We start from the raw sequence: 19,537 nt of genomic DNA on the forward strand, positions 1-19,537 counted from the left end.
CGAAGGCCTCATCACCCGCATCGAATACGCCGACCGCCCGCCGCTGGTGCCGCCGGGGAAGACCCTGCAGGCCGCCCTGCTGTTCGATCCGGTCGCCACCGGCGCCGAGGACCACGACCGCCGGTTGCCGGCTTCCGCCCTGAGCACGTTCCAGATCAGCGCGCAGGACGAGAAGCGCAACCTGTTTCCGGTCAGCGACCATGTCCCGCCCGGCTTCAGCGAGGACTGCCGCAACCTCAACGTCACCGTCGGCGGCGCCCACAGCGACATCGGCAACACCTATCAACGCAACGGCCTGGGCGTGCTCAGCTTCAACCTCGGCGTCGCCTTCCTCAACCGCCTGAGCGACCGGCCGTTCCTGCGCGAGCAGCCGGTGCCCGACGATCCGTCGATGTACGTGGTGCACCGCTCCGAGCTCGGCATGGCCGGGCTGTACCGGACCTCGTTCTTCGACCGCACCGGCGAGCGCAGGCGCGTGGTGGACCAGTCGCCGGCCACGGGCATCCAGGGCAAGGACCCGATCGATGCCGGGCTGGACGCGCTGATCGAGCGGCGCCCTGCGCCCGGTGCGCCGCCCGGGTTCGGCTGCGAAGCCCCGCAACCGGCCGCGCCGCCGACCTCCGCCGCGCGCTCGCCCGCCGACGATCTGCTCGACCGCGCGCTGGCCGCCTACATGAGCGACGACGGCCGCGCGTTCTCGCAGGTGATGGCCGAGTACCGGCGCACGCCGGACGGCCAGGCCTGGGAGCGGCAGCAGGCCGAATTCGTCCGGGTACTGCGCGAAGCGGCGGCGCCCGCGCCGCAGCCGTCGATCGAACCACCCGCCGAGCCGCCGGCGATGCGCGCGCCGGCGATGCGGATGTAGCCATGCAGCAGACAGGCGCACGAACGATGGATCGGGACGAGGCACGCCGGTTGATGCTGAAGCTGCTGGCGCTGGCCGGGCGGATGGAGCAGCGCTGCCCAGGCGGCCCCTCGCCAATACTTCCCCATGCACCTGACTGAGGTTCGCTACCGGTTCACCACCAGGGGACCCTGACCCCCATTCTGCCGCTCACGCTCCCGAGGCAAACGTCCATCCAGGGACGCGCCCCGTTCGGGTCCGAAAGGTGGGCGATCGCGCTTCTGTTGCGCCCTCAGCGCACCGCGGCGGTGGTGGCGTCGTAAGGCAGCGGCTCGGCGCCCACCGCGCGCACCGCGCGGTCGGCGGCCGCCAGCGTCGCCTGATCGCCGTCGATCACCAGCAGGATGCGGCCGGCTTCGATCTCGGCGTGGAACTTCTGCCGCACCGGATCCGGCAGGGTGGAACCGGCCAGCGCGGAGGCCCAGGTGCCCACCAGCGCGCCCACCAGTCCGGTCACCGCCGCCCCGGCCAGCGTCAGGCCCAGCGGCGTGGCGACCACCGCCACCAGCCCGGCCAGCAACCCCGCCGCGCCACCCCATCCGGCGCCGCGGATGGCGGCCGGAACGAAGTCGGTGTCGGCTTCGCGATGCTCGTCGGGAATCGAATCCAGCTCGATGTCCGAACGCGCCACCAGCGCGATGCAATCCTCGCCCACGCCCGCCGAGCGCGCGGCGCCGACCGCGCGCGCGGCGGTGGGCACGTCCGGCGTGCTGTACACGTGGCGATGCTTCATGGCGGCTCCTCCTGCGGTCCGGAGCGCACAAGCTTTGCGCCGTGCCGATCACCCATGCGTGAGGACGGCCGCGCCGCCGTCGTGCGTGCCCGCGCTTCTCGCGCTGCGACGGCGATCGCAGTCCGCCGCCTGCCTCGTGCGCGTCGGAGGACGCGTCCGCGCGCAGCCCGTCGCGCGCCCTCGTCAACGTTGTGTTGCGTTCAGTGAGAGCCGTGTGAGCGCGCCGGCGCAAATGCCTGTCCCGTCTGGGCCGCGCCGTCGCGCCTAGCGTGCGTCGCGGCGGCCGTGGTTAACCCCGCGTCGAGACGCGCGCACGCGCTCGTTTTCGATTCAGAGACGACTTCGCAAGGTGGTCGCCGTGCGGCAAACGCTGACGCTCCGTGTCAGCCCGCGCAGACACCGACGAACCGACGAGGAAATCCCCCGATGAAGAAGCACCTCCTGCTCCTGGCCCTGTCCACCGCCCTGGCCGCGCCGCTGGCGTTCGCGCAGTCCACCACCGATGCCGGCGCCACCGACGCCGCCGCGCAGTCGCAGTCGACCGACGCCACCCAGGCCACCACCGCGACCCAGGGCGCCGCCACCGCCACCACCGACACCGGCGCCCAGAAGAAGACCTGGGCCGACGTCGACACCGACAAGGACGGCAACCTGACGCAGACCGAGGCGGCCGCCATCCCGGCGCTGGCCCAGGTGTTCGCGCAGGCCGACGCCAACGCCGACGGCAAGCTGAGCGCGGACGAGTATCGCGGCTACGTCGAGAAGAACCAGTCCGGCGCGCAGTCCGAGGCCGGCAAGGACGGCAAGGACAAGAAGTAAGCGAGCGGTTCGCGAAGCAGGGGCGGCCTTCGGGCCGCCCTTTTTTTGCGCGCGCTGCGCGGCCCCGCATACTGTGGCGATGAGCGACGGCGCACGCACCCTGCAGATGGTCGGCTTCGATGCCGACGACACCCTCTGGCGCAGCGAGGACTACTACCGCGAGGCGCAGGACGCGTTCGAACGCATCCTGTCGGCCTACGTCGACCTGCACGACGCGCGCGTGGCCGAGCGGCTGTACGAGGTCGAGAAGCGCAACCTCGCGCTGTTCGGCTACGGCGTGAAAGGCATGACGCTGTCGATGGTGGAGGCGGCGGTGACGATCACCGGCGAGCGCATCGGCGCACGCGACCTGCACCGCATCGTCGAAATCGGCAAGGAACTGCTGCGGCATCCGGTCGAGCTGCTGCCCGGCATCCGCGAGGCGGTGGAGGCGATCGCGCGCGAGTACCGCGTCGTGCTGATCACCAAGGGCGACCTGTTCCACCAGGAAGCGAAGGTGCGCCAGTGCGGCCTCGCCGACGTGTTCGGCCGCATCGAGATCGTCAGCGAGAAGGACGCGGCCACCTACGCGCGCCTGCTGCGCGAGTTCGAGCTGCCCGCGCACCGTTTCCTGATGATCGGCAATTCGTTGCGCTCGGACATCGCGCCGGTGCTCGCGCTCGGCGGCTGGGGCGTGCACATGCCCTACCGGGTGACCTGGGCGCACGAGAACGAGGCCGAGGTGGACGCCGACTCGCCGCGGCTGCGCGTGGTCGACGCGCCCCAGGCGCTGCCCGCCGCGGTGGCCGAACTGGCCGCGCTGGCGGACCGCACGGCGGCGCTCGGCAACCGCGGCTGAGCGCCCGCGCAGTACCGCCGCCCGGTTCGACGGCGGTTCACCGCCGCGGCCGCATCGTCCGCACGCGCCCGCCGGTTGCGGGCCGCTCATGGAGACAGACATGGCATCCCCGTTCCGCTGGTTCGCCCCCGCCGCACTCGCCGTCGGCCTCGGCATCGCCGCCTGCGCCGCGCCCGCACCGGCGCGCGCGGACGATGAACTCGTGCGCGTGCTGGTCGACGTCGCCGACGTGATCTTCCGCGGCGGCGTGCCCTATTACCGCTACGGCGACTACGGCCGCGACGACCGCCTGATCGTCGTGCACGACCGCTACGGCCGGCCGCTGTACTACCGCTACGCCGACCGCTATCGCGACCGCGACTACCGCTACGACCGCTACGACCGCTACGACCGCTACCGCGACGACCGCCGCTACGGCCCGCCGTACGGGCGCGCCTACGGCTACTACGGCCGCCATCCGGTGCGCCGCCAGCACTGCGACTCGCGCGGCCGCTGCCGGGTGGAGTACTACGACCCCCGCCACGACCGCCGCTATCGCGACGACCACCGCCACTGGTACGCCCGCTGACGTCCGATCCGTGACCGCCGCCTGATTCCGCCGCGACCGCGCGTCGCGACGGGATCCGGCTCGGCCGTTACCATCTGCGCATCCCGACGGAGCATCCGACGATGCCGGTCCTTCGCCTTCTCGCGATCGCCCTGCTGCTCGCATCCCCCGCCGCCGCGGCGCAAGGGCTCACCGATTGCACGTTGCGCTACGACCTGTCCGGCTGGTCGGTCTTCTACAAGACCGCCAGCGGCCACGGCACGGTCACCTGCAGCAACGGCCAGCGCATGAGCGTGCGCATCCGCACCAAGGGCGGCGGGCTGACCGTCGGCAAGGGCCGCATCGTCGGCGGCACCGGCGAGTTCTCCGGCGTGCGCTCGATCCAGGACGTGCTCGGCACCTACGTCAGCGCCGAAGCCCACGCCGGTGCCGTGCGCAGCGGGCGCGTGCACGTGATGGCCAAGGACGACGTCGCGCTGGCGCTGGCCGGCAAGGGGCGCGGCTGGGACCTCGGCGTCGCCTTCGGCACCTTCGTCATCGAACGCTGAACCAGGAGATCGTCATGAAGCTTCGGGCCCTCGTGCTGGCCGCCATCACCGCGCTCGCCGCCAGCGGCGCGCACGCGCAGAGCATCAGCGCCGGTTTCAACCCGCGCACCGGGGACGTCTGGGTCGATGCCCGGCTGGCCGACATCAACCACTACGGCGCGCGCTACCGCGATCCGTTCGTCGACGAGCTGGTGCGCTATCACGGCGCTCCGCGCGAGCTGGTGATCGACCTGCTGGTGAATCGCCGCTGGTCGCCGGGCGATGTCTACTTCGCCTGTGCGCTCGCCCACATCGTCGGCCGTCCGTGCCGGTTCGTCGTGGAGCAGTACGAGCGCGACCGCGGTCTGGGCTGGGGCGAACTCGCCAAGCGGCTGGGCATCAAGCCGGGCTCGCCGGAGTTCCACCGCCTGAAGCGCGGCTTCGTGCCCACCTACGACCGCTGGGGGCGCGCGATCGAGCTCGACGCCGACCTCGAGCGCGACTTCCCCGGCCGCGGCAAGGGCAAACAGGCGCGCGGCGGCCACGGCGACGCCAAGGGGCCGTCGCACGCCGGCAAGGCGCACGGCAACGGTCACGGCCGCGGCAAGGGGCACGGCGGCGACAAAGGCCAGGGCGGCGACAGGGGCAAGGGCAAGGGCGGCGGCAAATGAGCACCGAGGCCACGCCGTTGCACGTCACCCATCGCGGCGGCTGCCATTGCGGTCGCGTGCGCTTCGAGGTCGACGCGCCGGCGGTGATCGAGGCGCTGGAGTGCACCTGCTCGATCTGCCGCATGACCGGGTTTTTGCATCTGATCGTGCCGCACCGGCGCTTCCGTCTGCTGGAGGGCGAGGACGCGCTCGGCGAATACCGGTTCAACACCGGCGTGGCGCGCCACTACTTCTGTCGGCACTGCGGCATCAAATCCTTCTACGTGCCGCGCAGCCATCCCGACGGCATCGACGTCAACGTGCGCTGCCTGGATGCCGCCACCGTCCAGCGCGTGGACGTCTCCCGCTTCGACGACGCCGACCGCGACGCCGCCACCGCGGCGATCGCGCATCTCTCGCGCGAGTAGTCCCGCGCCGCGCGTCCGCCCGCCGCGGGGGCAGGGCGGACGCGCGCTTCACGCCTCCTGCAGCTCCGACTCGCCGCTCGCGCGGTCGCGCCCGGCGCGCTTGCTCCGGTACAGCGCGGCGTCGGCGCGTTCGAGCGTCTGCCGCCCGCTCTCGCCGGCGCGATGCACCGCCCAGCCGATGCTCATCGTCGTGCGCGGGTGGCGGTCGCGCCAGCCGGCCAGCAGGCGCGCGGCCACCAGATCGGCGGACGGTCCGCCGTCGCGCGCCACCACCACGAACTCCTCGCCGCCGTAGCGCGCCGCCGCGTCGCTGCCGCGCACCGCCTCGCGCAGGAAGTCGCCCAGCTCGCGCAGCAGGCGATCGCCGGCGGCATGGCCGTCGGTGTCGTTGACGCGCTTGAAGTGGTCGAGGTCGAGCATCAGCAGCGCGTCGCCCGCGCGCAGGCCGGCCAGCAGCGCCTCGACGTGGCGGCGGTTGCCGAGCCCGGTCAGATCGTCGCGCGACGCGCTCTCCTGCAACTGCCGCGAGCGCTCAGCCTCGGCCTCGAACTCCTGCGCGTTGTGCAGCGCCACGCCGGCGTGCGACGCGAGCAGCTCGAAGGCGTCGCGCATCTCCCCGTTCAACGGCTGAGGCTGCCGGCGCGCGCCGAACAGCACCGCGCGCACCTCGCCCTGCACGCGCACCGGCGTGGCCACCAGGTAGTCGAAGCCGCTCTCGCGCAGCGCCGGCACCGCCGCCGGATGGGCGCGGTAGTTCTCCACCACCGTGGTGCGCGCTTCGCGCCACACCAGGCCGGTGATGCCGCGGTCCAGCGGGTGCACGTCGTCGCGGTAGTCGGGCGGAAAGCCGCTGACGTACGCCAGCCGGTAAAGGCCGCGCCGGGCGTCGATGATGCTCAGCGCCGCGGCGTCGAAGCCCAGGTCGCGCACGCACGAGACCACGTGCGCCATGACTTCGTCCGAACGCAGCGTGTTGAAGCCCTGCGTGGCCAGCAGCACCGCGCGCAGGATGCGGGCGCGCTGCTCGGACTCGGCGCGCGCCTGCTCCAGCCGCACCACGACGTGCGCGACCACCTCGCCCACCAGCGTCACCATCACCGTGACCGTCACCGCCGCGTTCGCGGCCTGCGCCCAGTCGCCGCGCGGCAGATGCGGGATCAGCTGGGCGAGCAGGAACAGCGGCGCGCACTTCAGCACCGTCCAGCGCGGCAGCGAGAGGCCGGCCCAGACCGCGATCACCAGATGGAAGGCGAATACGACCTCCACGGGCAGGCCGCGGCCCACCAGCGCGAACAGCACCGCGACCGCCAGCGCGAGCGGCACCACCGCGACCAGCGCGCGCGCCGGCCAGCGGTGCCACGGCAGGCGCGCCAGCAGCAGGGCGATGGCCGCATCGAGCGCGCCCAGCGCCTGGTAGCGCAGCGCATCGGGTGCGGGCATCAGCGGCAGGCTCTGCACGATCGCCAGCGCGCCCGCCACCGCGAACAGCAGCGCCGCGCGCGTCGCCGCCTGGCGGCGCGGATCCGGCGCGGCGCCGGCGCGCAGGGCGGCGCTCATCGCCGACTCCCGCGGGGGCGGTACTGCGGCACTGCAGATCGTCTCCGGTCCATCGGCATCGTGCGTGCGGTACGGGCCTTTGCGGCGACGATGCCGCGCCGCCGGTGACGCCCGGGTGACCCGCGCCGGGCGGGTTCAGCCGTCGCGCGTACAATCGGCGGCCCATGCGCGCCTCGCCCGCCATTGCCGTCGAACAGTTGCGCCTGTCGGTCGCGCCGATGATGGACTGGACCGACACCCATTGCCGCGCGTTCCACCGCGTGCTGGCGCCGCATGCGCGGCTGTACACCGAGATGGTGCACGCCAACGCGGTGATCCACGGCGACCGCCGCAAGCTGCTGGCGATGGATGCGAGCGAGCACCCGGTCGCGCTGCAGCTCGGCGGCAGCGAACCGGATCTGCTGGCGCAGGCCGCGCGGATCGGCGCCGGGCACGGCTTCGACGAGATCAACCTCAATTGCGGCTGCCCGTCCGATCGCGTGCAGGCCGGCCGCTTCGGCGCCTGCCTGATGCGCGAGCCGCAGCTCGTCGCCGAGTGCGTGGCGGCGATGATCGCCGCGGTGCCGGCCGATGTGCCGGTGACGGTGAAATGCCGGCTCGGCGTGGACGACGACCACGAATGGGACCGCTTCGTCGGCTTCATCGACACCGTGGCCGCCGCCGGCTGCCGCACGTTCGTCGTCCATGCCCGCAACGCCTGGCTGCAGGGGCTCTCGCCGAAGGAGAACCGCGAGGTGCCGCCGCTGCGTTACGACTGGGCGCATCGCCTCAAGCGCGAACGGCCGCACCTGCAGGTGGCGATCAACGGCGGCATCGCCGACGAGGCCACCGCCGGGGCGCAGCTCGCGCACGTCGATGGCGTGATGCTGGGGCGCGCCGCCTACCACGATCCGTACCTGCTGCACCGGCTCGACGTCGCCTGGTTCGGCGGGCCGATGCGCCCGCGCGGCGAGCTGCTGCGCGCATTCCGGCCGTACGTGGAGGCGCAGCTCGCGCGCGGGGTGCCGCTGAAGCACATCACCCGCCACGTGCTCGGCCTGTTCGCCGGCCAGCGCGGCGGGCGCGCGTTCCGGCAGATGCTGAGCGAACACGCGCACCGGCCCGGCGCCGGCTGGGCGCTGGTCGAGCGCGCGCTCGCGCTCACCGAAGCGAGGGCCGACGCCGCATGATCACCCGCGACGTCGACCTCTTCCTCGAGCGCGCCCGCGCCTGCGCGCCGGACTTCGGCCCGGCCACCGCCCGCGCGGCGTTCCTGGTCGCGCCCGACGGCTTCGCCCGTGCCGAGGACTCCGCGCGCGACAACCGCTACATGGCCGAGGCCGACGCGTTCGACCCGGCGCGGGCGATGCGGGAGCACCGCGCGCTGCACCTTGCGCTGTCGCAGCATCTGCCGACCGTGTGCTTCGCCGGCCGCGCGGACACGCCGGACGCGCTGTTCCCCAACAACGTGTTCGCCACCGCGCCGGGGCGGCTGATCGTCGGCCGCATGCGCCACCCCGTGCGTCGGCGCGAGGCCGCGCGCGCCGACATCCGCGCGTTTTTCCGCGACGCGCTCGGCTATCGCGAGATCGACCTGTCCACCCAGCCGCACCCGTGCGAGCTCACCGGCGCGCTGGTGATCGACCGCGCCCGCGGGCTCGGCTTCTGCGGCCTGTCGGAGCGCTGCGACGAGACCGGCGCGGCGCTGATGCACGACGCGTTCGGCCTGCGCGCGACGCTGCTGTTCGACCTCGCCCCCGGCGAGTACCACACCAACGTGGTGCTGGCGGTGCTGGCCGGTCGCGCCGCGCTGGTATGCCCGGACGGGATCGCGGCGCCGCGCGTGCCCGAGGCCCTGCGGGCGCTGTACGGGCAGGGCGCGATCGCGCTTTCGCCGGCCGAGCGCGCCGCCTTCGTCGCCAACGCGATCGCGCTGACGTCCGACCGCGTCTGGATGAGCGCCACGGCCGCCGCCGCGCTGGCGCCGGCGAGCGGCGATGCGCTGCGCGGCGCGGGTTTCGCGGTCGAAGCGGTGGCGCTCGATGCCATCGAAGCCGCGGGCGGCTCGCTGCGCTGCTGTGTGGCCGAGATCTTCTGAACGGGTGGGGCGCTCGCCCCGTGGCCGCGTTTCCACATTGCTGAAGACGGCGGCCGCTCGTGAAGAAAAAGTTCAGAGCGAATTCACCGCCACATTCCAAGAATGGGCGCCTGTCCCAGACGTCATGCTCCTTCCGGCCATGCGCAAGCCGCTGTTCCTGCTGTCCCCGTTGCTGCTGACCGCGCTCGCGGCGGCGGGCGCGCATGCCCAGGAGCGGCGCGGTCCGCCGGAAAGCCGCGGCGACCACCGCGAAAGCCACGGCCGCACCCTGTCCGATTCCGTGCGCCGCATCGAACGGCAGACCGGCGGCGAGGTGCTCAGCGCCGAGCGCGTGCCGTTCGAGGGCCGCGACCTGCACCGGGTGAAGGTGGTCGATGCCAGCGGCCGGGTGCGGGTCTACATGGACGACCCGCAGGCCCAGGGCCGCGAGCGCCGCGAACGGCCGGAACCGCCTACACGCGACCGCGACGACTGAACGATCACCCTCCTGCCTGAACAGCAGCCCTGCGGTTTAGCTTGCATTGCGCCGCTTGCGGCTCCAATGTTCAGGAGCATGAACGGCCCTGCCGGGCCCAAGCGAGGGAGTCCCGATGCGTATCCTGCTGGTTGAAGACGAAGCCCCGCTGCGCGAGACCCTGGCCGCGCGCCTGAAGCGCGAGGGATTCGCGGTCGACACGGCGCAGGACGGCGAGGAAGGCCTGTACATGGGCCGCGAAGTGCCCTTCGACATCGCCATCATCGACCTCGGCCTGCCCAAGATGTCGGGCATGGAGCTGATCAAGGCGCTGCGCGACGAAGGCAAGAAGTTCCCGGTGCTCATCCTCACCGCGCGCTCGAGCTGGCAGGACAAGGTCGAAGGCCTCAAGCAGGGCGCCGACGACTACCTGGTCAAACCCTTCCACGTCGAGGAACTGCTGGCGCGCCTGAACGCGCTGGTGCGCCGCGCCGCCGGCTGGAGCAAGCCGATCCTCGAATGCGGCCCGGTCACCCTCGATCTGTCGGCGCAGACCGTCAGCGTGCACGGCCAGAACGTCGACCTCACCAGCTACGAGTACAAGGTGCTCGAATACCTGATGATGCACGCCGGCGAGCTGGTCTCGAAGGCGGACCTCACCGAGCACATCTACCAGCAGGATTTCGACCGCGACTCCAACGTGCTGGAAGTCTTCATCGGCCGTCTGCGCAAGAAGCTCGATCCGGAAGGCACGCTCAAGCCGATCGAGACCGTGCGTGGCCGCGGCTACCGCTTCGCGATCCCGCGCAGCGGCGAATGACGCCGAACCCGAACCCCGGCTGATCCACGACGCGCCCGGCCCCGCCGGGCGCGCGCGTATCCGCGGCCGCAGCGGGTACGCTTGCCTGGTGAACGCACCCGAACCGCTCCTCCGGCGATGAACTGGAGTCGATCGCGCTCCCTGCAGGCGCGCCAGTTGCTCGCGGCCAGCCTCGGTCTGGTCGCGTTCCTGGCGCTGGCCGGCTACGCGCTCGACCGCGCCTTCCTCGACACCGCCGAGAACAACCTGCGCGAACGCCTGCGCAGCTACGCCATGGCCTACGCCGAGAAGGGCGAGTTCGCGCGCAACGGCGAATTCATCCCGCCCTACGAGCCGGTCGACCCGCGCTTCGACCGGCCCGGCAGCGGCCTGTACGCCGAAGTGGTGCTGCCGAACGGCCACTGGGATTCCAATTCCGCGCAGGGCCCGGCGCTGCCGCGCGGCACGATGCTGGCCCCGCGCGAGGAACGCTTCGAAGGCCCGATGCCGATCACCAAGATCAACGGCGAACCGGCCGAGGTCTACCGCTACGGCTGGGGCCTGGTGTGGAGCGCCGGCGGCGATGCGCGCGCCGAATTTCCGTACACCATCTACATCCTCGAGGACACCACCGCGCTGCGCCGGCAGCTCAACGTGTTCCGCGCCGCGCTCTGGGGCTATCTGGGCGGCGCGGGCCTGGTGCTGCTGCTGCTGCAGATGCTGATCCTGCGCTGGAGCCTGCGCCCGCTGCGGCGCGTGATCGAAGAACTGAAGAAGGTGCAGCGCGGCCAGGCCACCCGCATGAGCGAGCGCCACCCCCGCGAGCTGGAGCCGCTGACCGAAAGCATCAACGCCTTCATTGAGAGCGAGCGGCAGAACCTGGAACGTCAGCGCAACACGCTGGCCGATCTCGCCCACAGCCTGAAGACGCCGCTGGCGGTGCTGCGCACGCGGCTGGACAGCCACGCGCCGGAGCAGGAGTTGCGCGAGGAGCTCGACATCCAGCTCCGGCGCATGAACGACATGGTCTCCTACCAGCTCGCGCGCGCGGCCAAGAGCGGCCACACGCTGTTCGCCGCGCCGGTGAAGATCGAGCCCTACGCCGAGGAGATCGTGCGCGGTCTGGAGAAGGTCTACGCACGCAAGGGCGTGCTGTGCGAGTTCGACATCGACACCAACGCGCCGTTCCACGGCGAACCGGGCGATCTGCAGGAACTGCTCGGCAACCTGCTCGAGAACGCGTTCAAGTGGGCGCGCTCGCGCGTGCTGCTGACGGTGAAGCCCGGCGAGACCGCGCCCAACCGGCGACCGGGGCTGCTGATCGCGGTCGACGACGACGGCCCCGGCATCCCGGCGGAGAAGATCGCGCTGATCCTGCAACGCGGCGTGCGCGGCGACGAGCGCGTGCAGGGCCACGGCATCGGCCTGGCGATCGTGCAGGACATCGTGCGCAGCTACCGCGGCACGCTCGACGTCGGGCCGTCCGAAGAAATGGGCGGCGCGCGGTTCGAGGTGCGGTTGCCGCCGGGGCTGTAGTGGTGGGGAACGGGGAACGGGGAACGGGAACGGGGAACGGGAACGGGAACGGGAACGGGGGGCACCGGTCGTCGGTCAGGTATCCGGGAGTGGATCCGTCATGTCGCCTGCACCCGTGTCGCCACGGCACGACGGTCGCGCGTGCCCGCCACGAACCGCCGGCCATACCCCTCTCCCCCGCAGCGCGGGGAGAGCCTCGGCGAGCCGCGCGTCGGCCTCGGCCAGCGCCCTCTCCCCCGCAGCGCGGGGGAGAGGGTTGGGGTGAGGGGGCGCGCCGCAGGCGCGCGGGCCTCAGCCCCTCACGCGCGCCGCCAGCCGCAGCGTATGCACCGCTCGATCAGGTCGCCGCGCAGCGGCCGCCCATAACCCCCTCTCCGCGCATCGCGGGGAGAGCGTTCGGGTGAGGGGGCGCCGCTGGCACGTAACCGCTAACCCTTCACGCACACCACCTGCCGCAGCGTGTGCACCACTTCGACCAGGTCGCTCTGCGCGGCCATCACCGCATCGATCGGCTTGTACGCCGCCGGCGACTCGTCGATCACGCTCGCGTCCTTGCGGCATTCGACGTGCGCGGTGGCGCGCCGGTGCTCCTCGAGCGTGATCCGCCGGCGTGCCTCGGTGCGGCTCATCACGCGGCCGGCGCCGTGGCTGCAACTGTGGAAGCTCTCGGCATTGCCCTTGCCGCGCACGATGTAGCTGCGCGTGCCCATGCTGCCCGGAATGATCCCGAGCTGCCCCTCGCGCGCGCTCACCGCGCCCTTGCGGGTGACCAGCAGCGGCCGGCCGAAATGCGTCTCGCGCTCGACGTAGTTGTGGTGGCAGTTCACCGCCACCGAATCGAGCTGGAACGCCGGCAGCTTCCCGCGCATCGCCTGCAGCACGCGCGTCAGCATCGCCTCGCGGTTGGCGCGCGCGTAGTCCTGCGCCCATGAAACCGCCTCGACGTAGTCGTCGAACAGCGGCTCGCCTTCGAGAAAAAACGCCAGGTCGCGGTCCGGCACGTGGAAGCCCAGCACGCGCTTCTCCAGCTCGCGGCGCGCGCGCTCGATGAAATACGTGCCGATCAGGTTGCCGGTGCCGCGCGAGCCGGAGTGCAGCATCACCCACACGCGCTCGCTCTCGTCGAGGCAGATCTCGATGAAGTGGTTGCCGCCGCCGAGCGTGCCGATCTGCCGTTCGACCTTGTCGAAGCGGATCTGCGGGTGCCGCTCGCGGATGCGCGCCAGGCGCGGCATCAGGCCCGACTTTGCCAGTTGGGTCTCGATGCTGTCCGGCACGCGCCGGTGCTCGCCGCCCGCGCCGTTGCCGACCGGCACCGCACGCTCGATCGCACCGCGCAGCGGCGCCAGGCTGTCCGGCAGATCCTTCGCGGTGAGGGTGGTGCGGACGGCGGCCATGCCGCAGCCGATGTCCACGCCCACCGCCGCCGGGATGACCGCGCCCCGCGTGGGCACGACCGAGCCGACCGTCGCGCCCTTGCCGAGGTGCACGTCGGGCATCACCGCGACCCACGGCCCCACGAACGGCAGCGCGGCGATGTTGCGCAATTGCGCCTGCGCCTCGGGTTCCACCGGCACGCCGCGCACCCAGCCCTTGATCGGCGTGCGCGTCTGGCCGGCCAGCAGCAGTTCGTAGTTCGGCGTCATGGACGCATTGTCCTCGCCGCGGCGTCCACGCGCCGCATCCGCCCGCGCGTCAGCCGACCGCGGGCGCCGGGCCGTACAGACGCTCGAGGTGCGAGGCGACCGCCGGCATCGCCGCGCGCAGCGTGCGCGGGTCGCTGAAGTGGTACTCGGTGCAGACGGCGAAGAACTCTTCCGGCGAGTCGGCCGCGTACGGGTCGATCGCGGTCTCGCGGCCGGCGTCCGCCGCGTCCGCGAGCGCGTCGTAGGCGCTCTGGAAGTCGCGCGCCCACTCGCGCTGCCAGGCGCGCGGCAGCGGCGGCGTGCCGTCGAGCACGCCGTCCAGCACGTCGAGCTTGTGCGCGATCTCGTGCGCGGCCACGCAGAAGCCCGCACCGGGCTCCTCGATGTCGGCCTGCACGTCGGCCCACGACAGGATCACCGGGCCGGCGCCCCAGGCCTCGCCGATCAGCTCGTCCTCCCACTCGTGGACGACGTCGGCGGCATCGACGTGGCTGCGGCGCACGCGGAACGCCTCCGGGTAGACGAGAAGCTGCGACCAGCCGCGCAGGCCCTCGGCGCCGAACTCGACCAGCGGCAGGCAGCACAGCGTCGCCAGTTGCGCGCGCTGGCGCCCGTCCAGCTCCAGGCCGGCCAGCGGCGTGATCGTCTTCTCGCGCAGGAAGCGCGCGGCCAGCGCGCGCAGGCGCTCGCGGCGCTCCGGCGCCATCGCGCGCGTCCACGGCAGGGCGCCAGCGACCTCGCGCCAGAGCGGTTCAGGCAGGGGATCGGACGTGCGCCAGAGGCGCTGCCACCACGCGCGCAACGGGCTTCAGCGCACCATGCCGGGGAGGAAGCTGTGCCAGCGCGGCGATTGCAGGCGGCCGCCGCCGGCGGGGGCGTCGCTGTGCTCGGACGGACGCACGCGCGTCTCGCGCTGCGGCGCGGCGGCGCGCTTGCGCTCGCCGGTCCGGTCGCCGCTCTTCGCGCCGGTGGCGCTCGGACAGGTCTCGCCCGGCGAGGACAGCTTGACCTCGCGCGCCGCCACGCTCGCGCTGGCGAAGGCGATCAGCAGGCAGATGGCGATGCGGCGCATGGGCGGCTCCTCGCGACCGGTCCCACCGGCCGCCATCGCGGGACTATACCGCGAAAACGCTTCCGCCGCCGGCGCGATCGCTGTTGCGCCGCAGCAGGCCGACGGACGGCGCGGCGCGCGGCTCGCGCATAATCGCCGCCCGCCCTTCCGCGCCGAGCCCATGCCGCGCCCTGGCCTTCCCTCCCGAGCGACCGCACCGACCAGTCCGCAGGACGAACGCGCGCTGCTGGTCCGGCTGATCGACGGGCCGGCCTCCGGCGATGCGCTCGCGCGCGCCTGCGGGCAGACCCGTGCCGCGGTGTGGAAGCGGATCGAGGCGCTGCGCGAGGCCGGCATCGCGATCGCGGCGCGTCCCGGGCAGGGGTACGCGCTCGCACAGCCGGTCGAGCTGCTGGACGGGCGGCGGATCGAGGCGGCGCTCCCGCCGGCCGCGCGCGCGGCGCTGGCCGGGCTCGAGATCGCCTGGTCGATCGACTCCACCAACAGCGAGCTGCTGCGCCGCCCGACCCCCGCGTCCAGCGCGCTGGTGCTGCTGGCCGAACGCCAGACCGGCGGCCGCGGCCGTCGCGGTCGCGCCTGGGCCTCGCCGCTGGCCGCGCACCTGTACCTGTCGCTGGCGCGCGCGTTCGGCGGCGGCCTGGCGCGGCTCGGCGGGCTGAGTCTGGTCGCCGGGCTCGCCGCGGCCGAGGCGCTGCAGGCGCTCGGCCATCGCGAGGTGCGGCTGAAGTGGCCGAACGATCTGGTGGTCGAACGCGACGGCGTGCTGCGCAAGCTCGGCGGGTTGCTGATCGAAGGCGGCGGCGAGCACGGCGGCCCGGTGCGTGCGGTGATCGGGCTCGGCCTCAACGTGCGCATGCCGGAGGCGACCGCGCGCACGCTCGACCAGCCGTGGATCGATCTGGCCGCGCTGTCGGCGCAGCCGCCGTCGCGCAACGCGCTGGCGGCGGCGGTGCTGGGCCGCCTGCTGCCGATGCTGGACGAGTTCGACGCCCACGGACTTGCGCCGTTCCTGCCGCGCTACGCCGCGCTCGACGCGCTGCACGGCCGGCCGGTGGAGGTGCACACGGCGCAGGGCGGCTTTGCGGCCACCGCGTTGGGGCTGGACGAGGACGGCGCGCTGCGCGTGCGGCTCGCCGACGGCGGCGTGCGCGCGGTGCACGCCGGCGACGTCTCCGTGCGGCGGCAGTGAGGGCGCGATGGACGCGTGGCTGTTCGATCTCGGCAACACCCGACTGAAGATCGCACCGCTGACGGCCGGCGGCGGCGTCGGCGAGGTGCGCGCGCTGCCGCACACGGGCGATCCGGCAGCCGCACTGGCCGCGCATCTGCCCGCGCGCATCGACGTGGCCTACGTCGCCAGCGTCGCCGGCGAAGCGGCGCGCGTCGCGCTGCTGGACGCGCTCGGCCGCCATGCGCGCCGGATCGGCCTCGCGCGCACGCCCGCGCACGGGCTCGGCGTGCGCGTGGCCTACGCGCAGCCGCAGCGGCTGGGCGTCGACCGTTTCCTGGCGATGGCGGCGGCGCGCGCGCGCGGCGGCGATGCGCTGGTGTGCGGCGTCGGCACCGCGCTGACGATCGATCTGGTGGATGCGGCCGGACGTCACCACGGCGGCTGCATCGCGCCCTCGCCGACGCTGATGCGCGAGGCGCTGCACGAACGCGCACCGCATCTGCCGCCCGCGGGCGGGACGTTCGCGCCGTTCGCCGCGGACACGCTCGACGGCCTGGCCGCCGGCTGCGACGGCGCGGCGCTGGCGCTGATCCGCGAGCGCCAGCGCGACGCGGCGATGCGGCTGGGCCGCCCGCCCGCGCTGCTGCTGCACGGCGGCGGCGCTGCCCCGCTGCTGCCGCACCTGCCGGAGGCGCGCCATGCGCCCCATCTGGTGCTGGAAGGTTTGGCGATCTGGGCCGCAGTCGAACAATCGCCGTGAAGGCGGCGCATAGAATCGTCGCATGATCCTGCGCGCGCTTCTGGTGCTGCTGGCTGCGCTGAACCTCGGCGCGGCGTCGTGGTGGCTGGCGCACACGCCGCCGGCGCCAGCGCGCATGGAACCGCCGTTGCCGCCGGGCGTGGCGCGCCTGGTGCGGGTGGAGGAGGCGCGCCCGGCGTCGGCGTCCGCCGCCGTCGCCGCCGCGGTGCCGGCACGGTGCTACCGCCTCGGACCGTTCGACGGCCTGCGCATGGCCGAGGCGGCGCGCGCGCGTGTGCAGACGCGCATCGCCGATGCGACGCCGCGGCCGGCCGGCCGCGCGCGCGGCTGGCGGGTGATCCTGCCGCCGTTCGCCAGCGCGGCGGATGCGCAGGCCGCCGCCGCGCGCGTGGCCGCCGCGGGCTTCGGGGATTTCTTCGTGATGCGCGAGGGCGCCGACGCCAACGCGGTGGCGCTCGGCCGCTTCGGCAGCGAGAGCGCGGCGCGGCGGCATGCCGAAGCGGTGCGGGCGGCGGGTTTTCCCGCCGTCGCCGAGCCGCTGGGTCCGGTGTGGCTCGAGGTGCGGGCGGAGGCGCGGACCGATCCGGAGTGGCTGCGCGCCGCTTCCGGCGCGGCGCGTCAGGAGCCGGTTCCCTGCGCCGGCGGCGCGGGCGGCGCAGGCTAGAATGCGCCGGCGCCGTGTCCCGCGTCCGTGCGGCCGATGCGGCCCTTGCCGGCTTAGCTCAGTTGGTAGAGCAACCGCCTTGTAAGCGGTAGGCCGTCGGTTCGAGTCCGACAGCCGGCACCACCGCGCCGCGCGCCGTCCTCCACGCGCCCTTCACGCGGTCTTTCCGCGCGCGGACCCATGCTGCGCTGCGGTGTCGCGCCCCCGTGTCCGGCCCGGCCCGCCCCCCGGATCCGGCTCGAGTGTGAGCTTGCTCACACTTGCCGGCCTGTTCGTGTCGGGGCGGGGGTGGTCCGCGGCCCGTTGCGACGTTCTACGTTACTGTCGCCCCACAGGGGCGTCGATCGACAGTGGGGAAATTCGTGGCCAATTCGGTGTCCCTGCCGCTGGAGCGCTGGACCAGTGCCGACCCGACCGATGCGGACGGCGTGATCCGTCTGCGCGAGGGTCTGCCCCGCCTGGTCCGGGACACGCCCGACGCCGCCGCGTTCATGGCGCGCTTCCGCCAGCTCGCGCAGGACATCCTGGCGGCGGCGGAGTCGCCCACGCACCGCGCCGCGCTGCTGATCGAGATCACCCGCATGGGCCTGGAAGCCGGCGTGCCGGCGCGCTTCGTGCGCCAGGCGCTGTTCGACGACCGCGCGCCGCGAGAGGACGCCTGACCGGGTTCACGGCCCCTCTCCGCAGCGCGCGGCAGCATGCGCGCATGGCCTGGGATCGCGACCGCCTCGACCGTGAGCTCGACGCGCTGCAGGCGCGTTTGCCCGAGCTGATCCGCACGCACCGCGAAGGCGAGTTCTACGCCGCGTTCCGGCGCGAGGCCGACCGCATCCGCGTGCAGACCGCGCGCGAGGATTTCGCGCACGTCGGAGCGTGCATCGCCCGGATGCTCGAGAACGCGCACATGATCCCGACCGACGCCGAGCACCCGCTCGAACCGAAACCGGAAGTAGCCACGCCGGCCGGCGCTGCGGGCTGGCGCAACGACGATCGCGCTGGCCATACTTGACGTCTTGCCGCGCGCCGTGGGCGCGCCTGTCGCGGCCACGCGCGTGGCCGATCGTCGTTGCGAGGCGCCCGGATGAGCCGAATCTTCCCTCCCGTTTCCCTGATCGGCGTGCCGACCGACATCGGCGCGGGTCATCGCGGCGCACGCCTCGGGCCCGAGGCGCTGCGCATCGCCGGTCTGGCCGAGGCCCTGGCGGCCTACGGCGTGGAAGTGACCGACCGCGGCAATCTCGACGGCCCCCGCAACCCGTGGCTGCCGCCGGTGGCGGGCTACCGTCACCTCGCCGAGGTGGCGGCCTGGAACCGCGCGACGATGGAGGCGGTGTACGCCGAGCTGCAGGCCGGGCGCATGCCGGTCATGCTCGGTGGCGACCATTGCCTCGGGCTGGGGTCGATCACCGCGGTCGCGCGCCACTGTCGCGAGACCGGCAAGCGCCTGCGCGTGCTGTGGCTGGACGCGCACGCCGACTTCAACACCCACGAAGTCACGCCTTCCGGGAACATCCACGGCATGCCGGTGGCGTGCCTGTGCGGTCTGGGCCCGCGCGAGCTCACCCACCTGGGCGGCGATGCGCCGGCGATCCGGGCCGACGAGATCCGCCAGATCGGCATCCGCTCGGTCGATCCGGGCGAGAAGCGGTTGGTCAAGGAATACGGCCTCGACATCTACGACATGCGCTACATCGACGAGGTCGGCATGAAGCGCGCGATGGAGGAGGCGCTGGAGGGCGTGGACGCCAACACGCACCTGCACGTCAGCTTCGACGTCGATTTCCTCGATCCGTCGATCGCGCCCGGCGTGGGCACCACCGTGCTGGGCGGTCCGAACTACCGCGAGGCGCAACTGGTGATGGAGATGATCGCCGACACCGGGCGCATGGCCTCGCTCGACATCGTCGAGCTGAACCCGCTGCTGGATCACCACAACGCGACCGCGGAGCTGGTGGTCGATCTGGTCGAAAGCCTGTTCGGCAAATCGACGCTGATGCGCGACTGAGGGCGGCGCGCCCCGCCTGAATGCGCCGCAACCGCCGGTCGGTCGCGGCGCCGCGTTTAGCCGCGGTCCTGCGGCGCACGACGCCGGATTCACGAGCGCTGCCGTCAGATGCACGCACGGGCTGTGCCAAGGCTTTCGCGGCCCTTGCCCGGTCACCGACCGCTCGAGGAGACGATCATGAAGCGTGTGTTCGCACTGATGCTGCTGGCGATGTTTTCGACCGCGACCCTGACGGCCTGCAACACCATGGCCGGCGTCGGCAAGGACGTCGAGAAGGCGGGCGACAAGATCGAAGACAAGGCGGAGGATTGCAAGGACGGCAAGTGCTGATCGCGAGGTGCCGTCTTGCA

The 19,537-nt window shown here is 72.9% G+C and carries 23 protein-coding genes, 1 tRNA gene and 1 pseudogene; 20 read left to right on the top strand and 5 right to left on the bottom strand.

Annotated features, from left to right (window positions below; genetic code table 11):
- Positions 1–865, top strand: a pseudogene (locus FQY64_RS14815) (hypothetical protein); the annotation flags it as partial.
- 271 nt (positions 866–1,136) lie between these two features.
- Here the strand turns inward: FQY64_RS14815 and FQY64_RS11630 are convergent.
- Positions 1,137–1,637, bottom strand: coding sequence for a hypothetical protein (locus FQY64_RS11630; protein ID WP_146474439.1), 501 nt, complete (start codon positions 1,635–1,637; stop codon positions 1,137–1,139).
- Between the two features lie 426 nt (positions 1,638–2,063).
- Here FQY64_RS11630 and FQY64_RS11635 point away from each other — a divergent pair, with 426 nt between their 5' ends.
- The 6 genes from FQY64_RS11635 (at position 2,064) to FQY64_RS11660 (ending at position 5,446) form a co-directional block, all read left to right on the top strand.
- A complete protein-coding gene (locus FQY64_RS11635; RefSeq protein WP_146474440.1) occupies positions 2,064–2,456 on the top strand; it encodes an EF-hand domain-containing protein in 393 nt (130 codons plus the stop codon).
- A gap of 79 nt (positions 2,457–2,535) precedes the next feature.
- Positions 2,536–3,294, top strand: a complete 759-nt coding sequence (locus FQY64_RS11640) for an HAD family hydrolase (protein WP_146474441.1) — start codon at positions 2,536–2,538, stop codon at positions 3,292–3,294.
- Between the two features lie 100 nt (positions 3,295–3,394).
- The gene (locus FQY64_RS11645) at positions 3,395–3,862 is read left to right on the top strand and encodes a hypothetical protein (RefSeq protein WP_146474442.1); all 468 of its coding nucleotides are present in this window, start codon (positions 3,395–3,397) and stop codon (positions 3,860–3,862) included.
- A gap of 101 nt (positions 3,863–3,963) precedes the next feature.
- Positions 3,964–4,389 (top strand): hypothetical protein, encoded by a 426-nt coding sequence (locus FQY64_RS11650; protein ID WP_146474443.1) that lies wholly within the window; start codon positions 3,964–3,966, stop codon positions 4,387–4,389.
- Between the two features lie 14 nt (positions 4,390–4,403).
- Entirely contained in the window at positions 4,404–5,039 is a 636-nt protein-coding gene (locus tag FQY64_RS11655) for a hypothetical protein (RefSeq protein ID WP_146474444.1), read from the top strand.
- Complete coding sequence (locus FQY64_RS11660; RefSeq protein ID WP_146474445.1) at positions 5,036–5,446, top strand: GFA family protein; 411 nt, start codon at positions 5,036–5,038, stop codon at positions 5,444–5,446. Before FQY64_RS11655 ends, FQY64_RS11660 begins: the two co-directional genes overlap by 4 nt.
- 48 nt (positions 5,447–5,494) lie before the next feature.
- Here FQY64_RS11660 and FQY64_RS11665 read toward each other — a convergent pair whose 3' ends face one another.
- Positions 5,495–7,003: a GGDEF domain-containing protein gene (locus FQY64_RS11665; RefSeq protein WP_146474446.1), complete on the bottom strand. Its 1,509-nt coding sequence runs from the start codon at positions 7,001–7,003 to the stop codon at positions 5,495–5,497.
- Between the two features lie 164 nt (positions 7,004–7,167).
- Between FQY64_RS11665 and dusA the strand changes: the two genes are divergently transcribed.
- The 5 genes from dusA to FQY64_RS11690 all read left to right on the top strand — a co-directional run bounded on the left by dusA (position 7,168) and on the right by FQY64_RS11690 (position 11,869).
- A complete protein-coding gene (gene dusA, locus FQY64_RS11670) occupies positions 7,168–8,172 on the top strand; it encodes a tRNA dihydrouridine(20/20a) synthase DusA (RefSeq protein ID WP_146474447.1) in 1,005 nt (334 codons plus the stop codon).
- Positions 8,169–9,080, top strand: a complete 912-nt coding sequence (locus FQY64_RS11675; RefSeq protein ID WP_146474448.1) for an arginine deiminase-related protein — start codon at positions 8,169–8,171, stop codon at positions 9,078–9,080. Before dusA ends, FQY64_RS11675 begins: the two co-directional genes overlap by 4 nt.
- 124 nt (positions 9,081–9,204) lie before the next feature.
- The gene (locus tag FQY64_RS11680; protein WP_146474449.1) at positions 9,205–9,555 is read left to right on the top strand and encodes a hypothetical protein; all 351 of its coding nucleotides are present in this window, start codon (positions 9,205–9,207) and stop codon (positions 9,553–9,555) included.
- A gap of 115 nt (positions 9,556–9,670) precedes the next feature.
- Positions 9,671–10,354, top strand: coding sequence for a response regulator transcription factor (locus tag FQY64_RS11685; protein ID WP_146474450.1), 684 nt, complete (start codon positions 9,671–9,673; stop codon positions 10,352–10,354).
- Between the two features lie 117 nt (positions 10,355–10,471).
- Positions 10,472–11,869 carry an ATP-binding protein gene (locus tag FQY64_RS11690; protein WP_146474451.1) on the top strand — a complete coding sequence of 466 codons (1,398 nt, stop codon included), beginning with the start codon at positions 10,472–10,474 and terminating at the stop codon, positions 11,867–11,869.
- Positions 11,870–12,297: 428 nt separating this feature from the next.
- Here FQY64_RS11690 and FQY64_RS11695 read toward each other — a convergent pair whose 3' ends face one another.
- From FQY64_RS11695 to FQY64_RS11705, 3 genes are read right to left on the bottom strand one after another with little or no spacing between them, the layout of a single operon-like run.
- The gene (locus FQY64_RS11695; RefSeq protein ID WP_146474452.1) at positions 12,298–13,515 is read right to left on the bottom strand and encodes an RtcB family protein; all 1,218 of its coding nucleotides are present in this window, start codon (positions 13,513–13,515) and stop codon (positions 12,298–12,300) included.
- Positions 13,516–13,564: 49 nt separating this feature from the next.
- Positions 13,565–14,275: a M90 family metallopeptidase gene (locus tag FQY64_RS11700; protein WP_229814971.1), complete on the bottom strand. Its 711-nt coding sequence runs from the start codon at positions 14,273–14,275 to the stop codon at positions 13,565–13,567.
- A 48-nt stretch (positions 14,276–14,323) separates the two neighbouring features.
- A complete protein-coding gene (locus FQY64_RS11705) occupies positions 14,324–14,587 on the bottom strand; it encodes a hypothetical protein (RefSeq protein ID WP_146474454.1) in 264 nt (87 codons plus the stop codon).
- Positions 14,588–14,747: 160 nt separating this feature from the next.
- Here FQY64_RS11705 and birA point away from each other — a divergent pair, with 160 nt between their 5' ends.
- The 8 genes from birA to FQY64_RS11745 all read left to right on the top strand — a co-directional run bounded on the left by birA (position 14,748) and on the right by FQY64_RS11745 (position 19,517).
- Positions 14,748–15,776 (top strand): bifunctional biotin--[acetyl-CoA-carboxylase] ligase/biotin operon repressor BirA, encoded by a 1,029-nt coding sequence (gene birA / locus FQY64_RS11710; RefSeq protein WP_146474455.1) that lies wholly within the window; start codon positions 14,748–14,750, stop codon positions 15,774–15,776.
- 7 nt (positions 15,777–15,783) lie between these two features.
- A complete protein-coding gene (locus FQY64_RS11715; RefSeq protein ID WP_146474456.1) occupies positions 15,784–16,518 on the top strand; it encodes a type III pantothenate kinase in 735 nt (244 codons plus the stop codon).
- Between the two features lie 22 nt (positions 16,519–16,540).
- Positions 16,541–17,182: an SPOR domain-containing protein gene (locus FQY64_RS11720; protein WP_146474457.1), complete on the top strand. Its 642-nt coding sequence runs from the start codon at positions 16,541–16,543 to the stop codon at positions 17,180–17,182.
- Positions 17,183–17,229: 47 nt separating this feature from the next.
- Positions 17,230–17,305: transfer RNA gene (locus tag FQY64_RS11725), tRNA-Thr, on the top strand.
- 251 nt (positions 17,306–17,556) lie between these two features.
- Positions 17,557–17,844, top strand: coding sequence for a hypothetical protein (locus FQY64_RS11730; protein WP_146474458.1), 288 nt, complete (start codon positions 17,557–17,559; stop codon positions 17,842–17,844).
- A gap of 44 nt (positions 17,845–17,888) precedes the next feature.
- Positions 17,889–18,191: a hypothetical protein gene (locus tag FQY64_RS11735; protein WP_146474459.1), complete on the top strand. Its 303-nt coding sequence runs from the start codon at positions 17,889–17,891 to the stop codon at positions 18,189–18,191.
- 72 nt (positions 18,192–18,263) lie between these two features.
- Positions 18,264–19,187 carry an arginase gene (gene rocF / locus FQY64_RS11740; protein ID WP_146474460.1) on the top strand — a complete coding sequence of 308 codons (924 nt, stop codon included), beginning with the start codon at positions 18,264–18,266 and terminating at the stop codon, positions 19,185–19,187.
- Positions 19,188–19,364: 177 nt separating this feature from the next.
- Positions 19,365–19,517: an entericidin A/B family lipoprotein gene (locus tag FQY64_RS11745; protein ID WP_146474461.1), complete on the top strand. Its 153-nt coding sequence runs from the start codon at positions 19,365–19,367 to the stop codon at positions 19,515–19,517.
- The last annotated feature ends 20 nt before the right edge of the window (positions 19,518–19,537 follow it).

Source organism: Vulcaniibacterium thermophilum, assembly GCF_007923255.1.
Classification (GTDB): Bacteria; Pseudomonadota; Gammaproteobacteria; order Xanthomonadales; family Xanthomonadaceae; genus Lysobacter_F; species Lysobacter_F thermophilum.

Coding starts and splice junctions, on each gene's coding strand:
- FQY64_RS11645 (WP_146474442.1), top strand. CDS start 3,395: ATGGCATCCCCGTTCCGCTGGTTCGCCCCCGCCGCACTCGCCGTCGGC.
- FQY64_RS11660 (WP_146474445.1), top strand. CDS start 5,036: ATGAGCACCGAGGCCACGCCGTTGCACGTCACCCATCGCGGCGGCTGC.
- FQY64_RS11635 (WP_146474440.1), top strand. CDS start 2,064: ATGAAGAAGCACCTCCTGCTCCTGGCCCTGTCCACCGCCCTGGCCGCG.
- FQY64_RS11705 (WP_146474454.1), bottom strand. CDS start 14,587: ATGCGCCGCATCGCCATCTGCCTGCTGATCGCCTTCGCCAGCGCGAGC.
- FQY64_RS11680 (WP_146474449.1), top strand. CDS start 9,205: ATGCTCCTTCCGGCCATGCGCAAGCCGCTGTTCCTGCTGTCCCCGTTG.
- FQY64_RS11720 (WP_146474457.1), top strand. CDS start 16,541: ATGATCCTGCGCGCGCTTCTGGTGCTGCTGGCTGCGCTGAACCTCGGC.
- FQY64_RS11665 (WP_146474446.1), bottom strand. CDS start 7,003: ATGAGCGCCGCCCTGCGCGCCGGCGCCGCGCCGGATCCGCGCCGCCAG.
- FQY64_RS11735 (WP_146474459.1), top strand. CDS start 17,889: ATGGCCTGGGATCGCGACCGCCTCGACCGTGAGCTCGACGCGCTGCAG.
- FQY64_RS11675 (WP_146474448.1), top strand. CDS start 8,169: ATGATCACCCGCGACGTCGACCTCTTCCTCGAGCGCGCCCGCGCCTGC.
- FQY64_RS11655 (WP_146474444.1), top strand. CDS start 4,404: ATGAAGCTTCGGGCCCTCGTGCTGGCCGCCATCACCGCGCTCGCCGCC.
- FQY64_RS11630 (WP_146474439.1), bottom strand. CDS start 1,637: ATGAAGCATCGCCACGTGTACAGCACGCCGGACGTGCCCACCGCCGCG.
- dusA (WP_146474447.1), top strand. CDS start 7,168: ATGCGCGCCTCGCCCGCCATTGCCGTCGAACAGTTGCGCCTGTCGGTC.
- FQY64_RS11640 (WP_146474441.1), top strand. CDS start 2,536: ATGAGCGACGGCGCACGCACCCTGCAGATGGTCGGCTTCGATGCCGAC.
- birA (WP_146474455.1), top strand. CDS start 14,748: ATGCCGCGCCCTGGCCTTCCCTCCCGAGCGACCGCACCGACCAGTCCG.
- rocF (WP_146474460.1), top strand. CDS start 18,264: ATGAGCCGAATCTTCCCTCCCGTTTCCCTGATCGGCGTGCCGACCGAC.
- FQY64_RS11715 (WP_146474456.1), top strand. CDS start 15,784: ATGGACGCGTGGCTGTTCGATCTCGGCAACACCCGACTGAAGATCGCA.
- FQY64_RS11695 (WP_146474452.1), bottom strand. CDS start 13,515: ATGACGCCGAACTACGAACTGCTGCTGGCCGGCCAGACGCGCACGCCG.
- FQY64_RS11690 (WP_146474451.1), top strand. CDS start 10,472: ATGAACTGGAGTCGATCGCGCTCCCTGCAGGCGCGCCAGTTGCTCGCG.
- FQY64_RS11685 (WP_146474450.1), top strand. CDS start 9,671: ATGCGTATCCTGCTGGTTGAAGACGAAGCCCCGCTGCGCGAGACCCTG.
- FQY64_RS11745 (WP_146474461.1), top strand. CDS start 19,365: ATGAAGCGTGTGTTCGCACTGATGCTGCTGGCGATGTTTTCGACCGCG.
- FQY64_RS11650 (WP_146474443.1), top strand. CDS start 3,964: ATGCCGGTCCTTCGCCTTCTCGCGATCGCCCTGCTGCTCGCATCCCCC.